We start from the raw sequence: 10,532 nt of genomic DNA on the forward strand, positions 1-10,532 counted from the left end.
TCATCTTTTTTCACAGTTTTACTAGCTTTTTCATTTTCGCCCTTTTTTCATATATTTGCAAACGTGAGATGCACCCATGAATTGTCAAAAGGCTGGCAGCTCGTTCGTGTAGTCAATTGGACTGGAATTGTCAGTTGCCATTGATTACTACTGTCAAGGGATAGGTGAAATAAAATCTCTGTGAGATTGCCACTGCTATCTTTGGTGAATACAGCTTTTGTCAATATAGAAAGTAGCAGTTCTGATGGTACTAAACGAGTCTCAAGGTGCAAGTATGGTTCTATAGGTGGCAACCCTTTGATAGTATTGGGCGTTGAATTTGCAACAGGAATCATGGCCTCTAGTCCGGGGCGAACTGAACGCACAAACACGCCGTTAGAGGCTGTAACGTATTCGCAGAATACCCCAGTAGCAATGGGAGGCAAGGGAATAGAGGCATGAATGTGGTTAAAAAGTTTTAGCATTAACTTAAACTTTGTGTTGAACAATAAATATTGAGTGCAGTCCCTACATAGAAGTTTTGATTTAGGTAGGGTTAGCAATCAATAGGAGGTGTTGCACTAAAGAGTCAATTGAAGGACTGTACCTCACTTCAACTAAATCTTTAACAGGATAGGTACGCCTTTTTCTCAAGGCTAAACTTTTCAGATGTTCTCTGACATCTTGGGGAAACTTTCGGCTTTTTTGGCTGGATAAGTCAGCATTGAAAGGAGTGGTTATGAAGCTCTGCCAAGCAATATCAATGGTTTGAGTTGAAGCAACAGGTGGAGTATTTTTTTCCCAGCAAATTAAACCGTTTGGATGGATGTTTGGTAAAGGAGTGTGGTAAGCTTTCGACTCTGGGTTGAAAGTAGCAAAATCAGTTGCAAATACCCAATATTGAGTGTTTTGTCCTACAAATACCAAGGCAGTTAGTGGAATAGTAATGGGTTTACTCTCATCAAATTGGAGGTTATATTGGGCAGGAGATATGAATTTTACTACCCAATTTCCTTGAGAGTTAGTTCCCCACCTTATGACTCCTGGGGGCATCCAATCCGTATCAATCGGCTCGTGAGAAAATGCAGTTCTCAAACTGACAGAGGAGAGTAGTTTGTAGTGTTCCTTTGTTCCTTCTCGATAATGGAACAGATATTGTTCTTTGATGAACAGTAATTCAGCATCAATTTCTGCTAGCTGTCGGGGAGCTGTTTGCAGAATTTCACGAAAGACTTCTCCTGACAAATGTTGCATAATAACTTGAAATCGATAGAGGTTATGGAGCTAACCCGATAGGTAAGGTTAGCTCATGCTTGAAAATTAATATTCGTTCGACTGCATTAGGGTAGCAACTCTCCAAGTTTTGTCGGGGTATTCTGGACATTGTGAACTAACTTCCTGATTTTCCAGCCATGCTTTCCTGTCAAAATAATCAATTTTGAAAAAATAGCTTTTACTGTCAAGTTGAATGCTAAGAAAATCTCGTTCTCCGTAGGGGTTGTTGCCAGCTTCAAAGGTGTTAAAATCTCTTAGTAATTGCAGTAACTTTTGTTGCTGTTCGGGAAGAAGAGCTTTTACAGCTTGAGTAATCCGAATTTCACCAATTTTGGTATCTCCTTGACGTAATTGGTCATTAAGACGTGCAATTATTTCGGCTGTTGTTAGAGTTTCAGTCATAATTAAGGCCTCAATTTCCAACAACTACAACCGCACTAGCGGTTGCTGGTTCACTCGTAATTATTCGGATTCAGGGGTAATTCAAATTGACAAGGTGCTTTTGTTCCAGAGTTCAAGAATTTGCTGAAAATGTCGATGGCGGTCAGTAGCAAGCCAGTCAATGACCTGTTGAGCCTGGGTTATTAATTCTTTAGCACTTTGCCATTGTTCTGATAAAAATATCAAGTTTTCGACTGTCCATTCTCCAAATTGATACTCGTGTTGAGCGCAGCCGTCAAGCCAAATATTACCCGTTGAGTAATTGAGGAAACTCAGTACAATTGGCATCCCTTTTACGGGAAATTCAGCCAGAGAGCCAAACTGTTGGAATTGCTGATGATTGATCCTATCTGGTGGTAGAATCTGAGAAAATGAAACTTCAAATTCTTGTTCATACCAATCTTTCATCTCATTTTCAGTTAGCCAATTTAGTCCTTCAGAACTTAGAGACAGCAGGATTTGCCATTCAGGAGCTAAGGAATCAATATCTTCATAGCTCAACCAATCCAACCCCCAAGACTCAATCAGGAGTTGGTCGAGGCGTTCTTCTTGTGCTATTTCTAATTGCCAGGGGCTGATCGGGATAAGTTCTGTTTCGTCAAGAAGACGGAAGAATTCTAATTCGCGGGGGCTATGATTATCAGGAGTATCCGAGTAAATAGAACTGGTACTGGTAGCAAATTCAGTTGAAAAAAAGTGCTGGTAAAGATTGAGAAGTTGAGCGCTATTGAGCGTTTGTCTGAGAAATTCAATCGCTTCAAGTGGCTTAGTTACTGGGTAGGAGTGTCGCAAAGCGGCAATGGCTTGCGACACAGACAAAATAGTTGCAGGCATTAAAAATTAAGAGGAATTTGGAGACAAGCAATAGCTGGCGCAAGTTGGAGTTTTTTGAGAGTGTCTCTAAATCGCTGTAGTTCTTGCTCACCCAGAGCGATCGCGTCAGAGAGTTCTTGAGCCCGACTTGCCAAGGTTAGCGGAGTAACACAACCGCTGATAGAGTCGCATTGCAGAGCCCAAGTGAGTTGGACAGCTTGATTCGGTTCTTCCGGTGCTGCGACAAGTGAGGGGAGTGGGGAATGGGGAGTGAGCAGTACGCATAGTTCTTTTTTCCAATCTTCTTCTACACCCTTTGTCTTGGCTTGTTTGATGATTTTAATGGGTTGACCTGTTTTTCGTTCAATTGTAGCGGAGCTTAATTCAGGGAAGTAAGGAAGTAGGACTTCTAGCAATTTTTCATCATTTGCAGTAATTTCGTTGGGCAGTTCGATTTGCCTGCCTTCATATTCTATTAGACTCATTGTTACCTCTTTAAAACAGGGGGATTTGTACTCCAGCTTCACCTTTGTTGACGGGGTGGTTAGCAGGATTTTGAAGATTTGGTTTGGCTTTTTTCCGGGGTTGACCAACAGAAGAACGAATTTGAGCGCTCACTTTTCGGTTAGGTAGGTTAGAGGCTAACCGCTGGAGCAATTCTTGTAAATGGTTTGGCCAAGCTCCAATCGAGTTTTCTCTAACTTGTACTAATAGTGGTAAGTCGTCATGGCTCGTTGCTGTAATTTCTACGATTCGCCCTTCTGGATGCCCATCGTCTGGTCGCATAACAATGTGGATTTTGATTGTACAAAAATTGAATTCATAAGGTTCTGATTCTCCTTCATCAAGTAAGTCAGGACTCTGTGAAGTGTTCTCAGTTTTGTTGATGGTTTCACCCACTTTTTGAGTAGCTGAAAGTGGAATATCCTCTCCAGTTGGTTCGGAATTTGGTTCTATTTGGGTCATGGCTGGATTCGCAGTACAAGCAAGTGCAGCTTATTCTCAAAAATTGCCGCGATCGCGGCCTTGCTTTTAACGATCTATTTTTTGTAAAGTTTTAACGGTAAGCGTGTTTCCCAAGAAATTTCTTAATTAATTCCCATTAATTATCTGTCCGACAAGATGCGGTCGCACTTGTCTCTATTGATTCTTTGATTGTAATTGCTCAACCCCCTTGACAATAAGACGAGATAGACATTAGATAAAGGAATGGAAAAACTACCCGGCTTAAAGCAACTATTGAACGAGGCAAAAGAAGCCTTGATAGTAGAGCTATGGCAAGAAATCCAAAAACTCAGCGCAACATTAGCCACCTACGAACCTTGCGCCAGAGCCATCTCCCAAAAAAACTCTTCAAAATTCCGAAGTATTGATAGAGAAGGAATATCTATTGCGCTCGCAAGCTATATTACTATTAGCCACATCTACGATTGCACAGCTATCAATCAGAGCATATTTACTTATGCAATTGTAACTATCCGTACAAATGCGATCGCTCTAGAGCGTCAATCAATACTATGATAAAAAGTTGTAGTTAGTAGAGAATCAGTAAAATATATAAAAAATTCTCCCAGCTATCAGTAGGTTCTGTCGCTGGGAGAAATCGCTGGAAAGTCGGTTTATTCAACTAACGCAGGTATCTCGATTAATTCGATTTCAAACCTTCGCTGCATTCGCCGTTATTCTTTAGGCACAGTAGGCTTTGGTTGCATGTCAAAAATAATCACAAATGTGCGCGTTTTCACTAATCGCTGCAAAACCCGTAGATGATCATCTGCATCGTTTCTCTTACGAAATCGTGCCACAATAACACGCTGACAATTAGGAAGCAGACTAATGATACACCACGGGTGCAATTTTTCAGAGTAGGTCATTTTAGTACCTCAGCAGTAAAAGTAACAGATTGTGCTCTTGTTTCATTGCTTGCCAAGACAGTAATTGAATAATCTTGTCAAAGACAGGTCACGGTGACATTGATATTTGACGAGGTTTGTGCTAAGACAAGCTCAAATTATCTTTTGATGCTGAAAAAGCTTGGTGTATGTATAGCAGCCACCAAAACTGTTGGAACAAGTCAGCAGTATATGATTGCGACAACGTATACAGTCGTTGCCCTGAACAGTCTTTCCGTTATACCCGCCACTATTAATCCAGGCTATTATCTTCACAATGCGGACACAGGAAAGCCACCAATGCCTCTGGGATTTCCTCAAAGTGTTCCAGCAGAAAATCCATTAAAGCCAAATGACGCAAATCGACAGCAGTAGGAAATCTGCGATTTTTCCCCTTTCTAAACCAACCCCGCACTGTAGAATCAGAACGAGAACAAATAAAAGCAATTTCCTCATAACTCACTCCCCACTTTGCATAAAACTGCCTCGGTGTCATTCCGAATTGGCATTGACTGTAAACTGCAATCAAATTGCGTTCTCTATCTGTCAAAGTCGGCTGCTTTTTTATCATCCTCAAACTTCTCCAAATCTTCCTCCCAGGCAGTATCAAACTGACACCACGTTGCACTTTTGGAATCAGGAGTAAGGCAAATTATGTAGCACCACATCCAACAGCATTGACACTGTTCGTAATTGTAAAATTTGCCGATAACCATTCCTCTGTCAGCTTCTTCGCTAACACCCGTCCAGCGCACTATCTCGCCGCACTTAAAGCGCGGGAGATGAATTTTGGCAAAGTTTACAGGAAATTCAATTGCAGGCGGCATATCCTTCAACTGTTTTAGTGGCAGGGTCGAAATCAAATCTCGCTTTCCTTTTGAGATTGACATGAGTTCTTAACTGTGCATCGACTGCAACAGATTTGTTTTGATAGGTTTTTAGGCCAATTTCTTGATAAAGAAATTGCAGCGCGATATTTCCTTAAATCAATCAATTGGAATCTATATTTGACGAACTATTCTCAAAGCCCAACTCTGGCTAGGCTATCAGTTTTTTGAGATACCGCCCAATCGCGTTGATGTCAAGTCCCGTTGCAGCCGACTTGTATAGTAAAGATGTAGTTGCTTTCGTCAGCGAGGTGCGATGATGGACAAACGTCTCCAAATCGAACCACACCGGGAAGTAGAAGAATTATTGGAGAATATTGATGACTTGTTCTTCAGGCTCTAACTGGCCGCAAAAAAGGTTGCAGGTAGAATCAAACAATAGTATAATTAGATTAGTAAATAATAATTTTATTGGTAGCGCGGTGTTATGAACGCCCAAAAACCTGTTACTTTCAGAGACCTCATAGACGCGATCGCTACCTTGCCGGTTATCAACTTTCCCGAGAATTCGAGTCAGTTGAATAGCAATAAGCGGGAGGTGAGTTGCAACAAGCGCCTCCGATTGCCCAGAAAGCGATTGAGCCGGATTTGGTTGACCATCAAAGAATAGAAGCCAGTTAGCCTACTTGACGTAAACCCCCTTTCGTCCAATAATGAAGGAATTTACGCTAAGAGGGCTGCGCCGTGAAGGTTCAAGGGAATGGGCGCGCTAAGATTTTGACGCCTGCAGAAATTGATCGACTGTTTGACCGGGGTTTTATTACAGCAAGGGACAGGCTTTTGTTTGCTGTAACTTTTTACTGCGCCTGCCGCATTTCAGAGGCGTTAGCTTTAACAACTCACGACATTGTTGGGGGGTCAGTTACGTTGCGGAAAGCGACGACAAAGGGGAAATCAGCAACGCGAACGCTGCCGCTCCATCCTATGCTGGCTAAGTATTTAAAGGCTTACAATCCAGATGTGGGTTTTTTGTTCCCGGGGCGAGACAATACGAAGCCTTTGACTCGCGCCGCATCGGATGTGATTTTTAAAGAAGCTTGCAAGCGGGTAAGAATTAAGGGGGCTTCAACACATTCGATGCGGCGGACGGCGCTGACTAATTTGAGCAATGCGGGGGTGCCGCTGCGGGTGATTATGGAGATTTCGGGACACAAAAATTTGTCGAGTCTCCAGCGCTATTTGGAGGTACAGCCGGAACAGCTTGTCAAGGCGATTGGGCTCTTGAAGTAAGGCGACAGAGCTCAATATTTTCCTGTCCTTTAATATTACGGCAGTTTATAGATATTCCGAAACCGACAGCATTCAGCATCAAACAGCAATTTAACCGTTCCCGTTCCGCTATTCCGTCCTTTCAATCCAATAATTTCAGCCGTTCCCCCATCAGGAGAATCAGGATTGTAATAATCGTCCCTGTAAACTCCAAGCACAACATCCGCATCCTGTTCAATTCCACCAGAGCCACGCAAATCCGATAAACTTGGACGTTTATTTGTGCGAGTCTCTACCCCTCGATTGAGCTGGGAAAGCAGCACAACTGGCGTGTCAACCTCGCGAGCCAAAATCTTCATCTGCCGCGTAATTTCGCTGATTTTATTGACAAAATTTTCATCGGCTGAATTCACCATCAATTGCAGGTAATCAACAATTACCAAACCCAAGGGGCCGCGCTCGCAAACAAACTCCCTAACTCTCGAACGAATCTCTAGGGGAGATGGTTCCAAACTTTCATCTATCCAAAAATCAGCATCGCTAACTTTCCCCAAAGCCGAAGCTAGCACTTCGTACTTACCAGCTAGGTTAACTTGCCTAATATCTTTCACAGACACCCCACTCTCAAGTGCCATTAACCGCGCTGCCAAGTCCCGACCCGGCATTTCCATCGAAAACATCAAAACCCGACCGTTCCTGGGGAGGGAAGCAATGTTGTACCCAAGCGCGCAAGCCAAAGCTGTTTTGCCGCTGCCGGGGCGACCTCCTATGACAATCAATTCGCCTCGGTAAAATCCCCCTCCTAATAGGTCGTCGAGGTCATAAAACCCCGTGCTGATTCCAGGACAGTAGTTAGCAGTCTCCAAGCGCTGTTCCTCAATTTCATCTAGATATCGCCAAAGTTCGTGGCAGTATTCCGAAAGAGGCCGAATAGCTTTCTGTCGCTCTTCTTTGTACTTATTGAGGACAAAAATCTTTTGCTCGGCTTCATTTAGTATGGCATCCAATTCGGTGGAAGTTTCGTAGCCAAGCTGCACCAGGTCATTACCAATTTTGATGAGTTCGCGCCGGACAAACTTGTCCACGACTAGCAAGGCATATTGGTCGATGTTGACGGCTGAAACAGTTCGGTCTACCAGCATTACCAGTTTGGTTTGACCCCCTACTACTTCCAGCAAGTTGTGGTCGTCGAGGAAAGTGGTGACGTTCATCAAGTCTGTGGGCTGCTCTTTAGAGTGCAGCGCTAAAGCGGCCCGATAAATGTGTTGGTGGACTGTAATTGCTAATGCTTCGGGACGCAGAATATTTGCGACTCGGTTAATGGCGATTGGATCAATCAGAATTCCGCCTAAAATTGCTTCCTCGGCATCAATGTTAGTCGGCATAATTTTGTCAACAAAACTGACTCCCATATCTGGTACTCTCCTTTGAGATTGTTGTTACTTGAACTGTGTTGTTTGTTAGTTGCCTACAGGATTGTCAGCTGTCTACAGGAATTGAATAATCAGTGTTTCCACAGCTAGGTCTCATAGCTAAGTAGTAGACAATTTGTTCAAAATTTGTTTGAGTTGCTGAGGAAATCGATGCATCCACTGCAAGTAAATTTGCTGCTGAATACCTAGCGCTGCAAAAGCTTCTTTGCCTAGTTCCTGGAACTGTTCGCATAACGTTCGGTGAGTTTCTAATGGCATATAATGAGGGTCAACATAATCCTCAGTTATTCTTGTTGTCTGTGCAGAAGAAGAATCTTTTGGAGTTGGAGAAGAGCCTGTTGAAGCTGGAGAGGAAACAACATTTGTTGGGTTCGAGTTTTGAAAACCGTTAGTTTTCTCCCACCAGCGACCGCGCAAACAATCAACGACCCACCCTGAAGGGTTGGATATTTGCTTTGTTTGGCTTCGGACTTGCAGCAAGTTTATGGCGGCTTGAATTTCGTTTAAGCTGTGCTGGAGCACACAAATTTTTAATTCGGGATTCATGCCTCCTGTGGCAATTGCAACCGCTTCGACAATTTCCGTTGCATCGGGATTGGCAATTGCAACCGCTTCGACAATTTCCGTTGCATCGGGATTGGCAATTGCAACCGCTTCGATAATTTCCGTTGTCTCGGAATTGGCAATGGGAACAGCTTTGACAATCTCAGTCGCATCGGGGTTGGCAATTACAACCGCTTCGATAATCTCAGTCGCATCAGGATTAGTAATTGGAACGGCTTTGACAATCTCAGTTGTCTCGGAATTGGCAATTGGAACGGCTTTGACAATCTCAGTCGCATCAGGATTAGTAATTGGAACGGCTTTGACAATCTCAGTCGCATCGGGGTTAGCAATTGCAACCGCTTCGACAATTTCAGGAACTTGGGGAGTAACGGGCGAAGATATTTCAGGACTTAACGGAACAGCTTTATTGGTAGGTATTGGTGATTGGGCGGCAGAGATTGTTGGATTGTCGAGGCTGTTGAGTTCTGTCAGCAGTTTTTGCGGGGGTTTAGAGGTCAAACCTCTTTGTTCTGGAGTGCAAGGCATTGCCACATCGACTGTCTGACTGTTATCTGAATTAATAGTCAGACATTCAGCGGTTGGGGCGGAACATTTATTTTCACTAGGGGTTTTTAGTTCTTGTTCTGAATTTTTATTTAATTCAGTGCTTTTAGATTTGAGCCCAGTTACAAGCTGTGGTTTTTTATCTGGTAATGTTAAATTTTCTTCCTCTTTAGAAAAATTTAAAAAAACAGCAGCAACATTTTCAGTGCTTTGCTGTTCTTTTTTATCCTCTGTAAAGAGTACGGCACCATCAGGGTTTGAACCCCCTGTTTGCTCAATTTTTGGCTGGTTCAGTCGATTTTTTGACTGCTTGCTCAGTTTTTGGAATTTTGAATTGGTGTGAGTGAAGGGACGAACGTCGCCCAAGTGCTGCACTGCTATGCGGAAAATGCCACGCCCGTAGTTTTTGAGAATTTTGACCAAGCCGAGTTTTTCGAGCTGTCTGAGGGCTGCCCGCCTGGTGTTAGGGCTATAGGGCTTGCCGTTTCGGACTCTTGTGGCTCGTTTTTCGCCCAAGGGGATGCAATTGATGTCGATTTCCTCTGGTTTGCCACCGATGCAGGTTCTGTACAGGTAGAGGGCGAGTTTGAGGGCGCTGGGGGTAGCGCCTTCTAGTATGTCGGCTAGGGCTTCGTAAACTGCGGCGTGTCGGGCGAATGGCGGTTTGTGCCAGGTAGTTGTATCTGCAACCATTTTTTTTTCCGAGGTAAAAATGAGCGTAAATGTCCCTTCATGTGACTGTGACAGCCGCAAGGTTTGCCAGAGCGGTTGTTGTGAATTTGACCGCGGGCTATTGAGCGCGAATGCAGCGCTCGCTGCACTCAACAGGATTTCGGGTTGGTTTTAACAACCAGGTGTGGTAGCGCCGGAACCCAATTCCTAGCGCCGTCGCTTGAACTATCGGCAAACTTTAGCGAAGCGGTTTTAAGGTCTTGTACTTTTGCGATCGCTTTTTTGTAGCGATGCAGTTGTCCTAAATCCAGCAGTGTTGAGACTGACCGCCCTGCTAAAAGATGAGAAAGGGTGCGCGACTATTTTTTCAATCCTGCCAGACCAGCCGATACGGGATTTGGTGGCGAATCAGTCTAATAAGACTGATCAGAGTTGTTCTAAAGGCTGAAAACTTTACGTAGCAAGAGTTTCAAAAATGACTTGTCGCGGCATTCTAGAGGTTTTGTCGCGGCATTCTAGAGGTTTTGTCGCGGCATTCTAGAGGTTTTGTTCTAACGGTCAAACTTATATGGGGTATGGATTTGAGAGCGATTTTAAATACCTATTTTTTTTAGAACAAGTTTCAGAACAGTCGGAGCATCTTTTGCCGAAAAAAAAACCAGCCGGGAAAGGGTTGGTTTGTAGCGTCGCTTTGGTGAGAGCAGGTTGGATGAAGCCTATCTTAAATGTCGCAAGAGGACTCTGGTTATACCAATTCTCCAAAATTATGCTACAGTATTTAGTGCCGATAGAATATAATCCCATCCCGTGATAGATGCGAT

At 43.6% G+C, this 10,532-nt stretch carries 13 protein-coding genes; 3 read left to right on the top strand and 10 right to left on the bottom strand.

The genetic code is table 11. The annotated features are described in order from the left end of the window. Positions 1–47: 47 nt before the first annotated feature. The 6 genes from QUA10_RS27825 to QUA10_RS27850 all read right to left on the bottom strand — a co-directional run bounded on the left by QUA10_RS27825 (position 48) and on the right by QUA10_RS27850 (position 3,474). Complete coding sequence (locus QUA10_RS27825; RefSeq protein ID WP_333085768.1) at positions 48–464, bottom strand: hypothetical protein; 417 nt, start codon at positions 462–464, stop codon at positions 48–50. 61 nt (positions 465–525) lie between these two features. Further along, a complete protein-coding gene (locus tag QUA10_RS27830) occupies positions 526–1,233 on the bottom strand; it encodes a hypothetical protein (protein WP_333085767.1) in 708 nt (235 codons plus the stop codon). Between the two features lie 66 nt (positions 1,234–1,299). After that, positions 1,300–1,656 (bottom strand): DUF3768 domain-containing protein, encoded by a 357-nt coding sequence (locus QUA10_RS27835; RefSeq protein ID WP_333085766.1) that lies wholly within the window; start codon positions 1,654–1,656, stop codon positions 1,300–1,302. A gap of 81 nt (positions 1,657–1,737) precedes the next feature. Further along, positions 1,738–2,529 carry a hypothetical protein gene (locus tag QUA10_RS27840; protein WP_333085765.1) on the bottom strand — a complete coding sequence of 264 codons (792 nt, stop codon included), beginning with the start codon at positions 2,527–2,529 and terminating at the stop codon, positions 1,738–1,740. Continuing rightward, positions 2,529–2,993, bottom strand: coding sequence for a hypothetical protein (locus tag QUA10_RS27845; protein ID WP_333085764.1), 465 nt, complete (start codon positions 2,991–2,993; stop codon positions 2,529–2,531). The genes QUA10_RS27840 and QUA10_RS27845 overlap by 1 nt, the downstream gene beginning before the upstream one ends. Positions 2,994–3,003: 10 nt before the next feature. Next, complete coding sequence (locus tag QUA10_RS27850) at positions 3,004–3,474, bottom strand: hypothetical protein (RefSeq protein WP_172186659.1); 471 nt, start codon at positions 3,472–3,474, stop codon at positions 3,004–3,006. Between the two features lie 243 nt (positions 3,475–3,717). Here QUA10_RS27850 and QUA10_RS27855 point away from each other — a divergent pair, with 243 nt between their 5' ends. Then, positions 3,718–4,029 carry a hypothetical protein gene (locus tag QUA10_RS27855; RefSeq protein WP_332946638.1) on the top strand — a complete coding sequence of 104 codons (312 nt, stop codon included), beginning with the start codon at positions 3,718–3,720 and terminating at the stop codon, positions 4,027–4,029. A 624-nt stretch (positions 4,030–4,653) separates the two neighbouring features. On the opposite strand, the gene QUA10_RS27860 is transcribed toward QUA10_RS27855, so the two are convergent. Next, positions 4,654–4,950 carry a helix-turn-helix domain-containing protein gene (locus QUA10_RS27860; RefSeq protein ID WP_333086442.1) on the bottom strand — a complete coding sequence of 99 codons (297 nt, stop codon included), beginning with the start codon at positions 4,948–4,950 and terminating at the stop codon, positions 4,654–4,656. Beyond that, positions 4,940–5,290 (bottom strand): hypothetical protein, encoded by a 351-nt coding sequence (locus tag QUA10_RS27865; RefSeq protein WP_333085762.1) that lies wholly within the window; start codon positions 5,288–5,290, stop codon positions 4,940–4,942. Before QUA10_RS27865 ends, QUA10_RS27860 begins: the two co-directional genes overlap by 11 nt. 424 nt (positions 5,291–5,714) lie before the next feature. On the opposite strand from QUA10_RS27865, the gene QUA10_RS27870 reads away from it, so the two are divergent. Both QUA10_RS27870 and QUA10_RS27875 read left to right on the top strand, forming a co-directional pair. Beyond that, the gene (locus QUA10_RS27870; RefSeq protein ID WP_333086443.1) at positions 5,715–5,897 is read left to right on the top strand and encodes a hypothetical protein; all 183 of its coding nucleotides are present in this window, start codon (positions 5,715–5,717) and stop codon (positions 5,895–5,897) included. A gap of 74 nt (positions 5,898–5,971) precedes the next feature. Then, a complete protein-coding gene (locus tag QUA10_RS27875; RefSeq protein ID WP_333085761.1) occupies positions 5,972–6,517 on the top strand; it encodes a site-specific integrase in 546 nt (181 codons plus the stop codon). A gap of 35 nt (positions 6,518–6,552) precedes the next feature. Here QUA10_RS27875 and dnaB read toward each other — a convergent pair whose 3' ends face one another. Both dnaB and QUA10_RS27885 read right to left on the bottom strand, forming a co-directional pair. Continuing rightward, positions 6,553–7,908, bottom strand: a complete 1,356-nt coding sequence (dnaB, locus tag QUA10_RS27880) for a replicative DNA helicase (RefSeq protein WP_333085760.1) — start codon at positions 7,906–7,908, stop codon at positions 6,553–6,555. A 120-nt stretch (positions 7,909–8,028) separates the two neighbouring features. Further along, complete coding sequence (locus QUA10_RS27885; protein ID WP_333085759.1) at positions 8,029–9,732, bottom strand: hypothetical protein; 1,704 nt, start codon at positions 9,730–9,732, stop codon at positions 8,029–8,031. Between the last annotated feature and the right edge of the window lie 800 nt (positions 9,733–10,532).

This window comes from Microcoleus sp. Pol8_D6, assembly GCF_036700965.1.
GTDB lineage: Bacteria > Cyanobacteriota > Cyanobacteriia > Cyanobacteriales > Microcoleaceae > Microcoleus.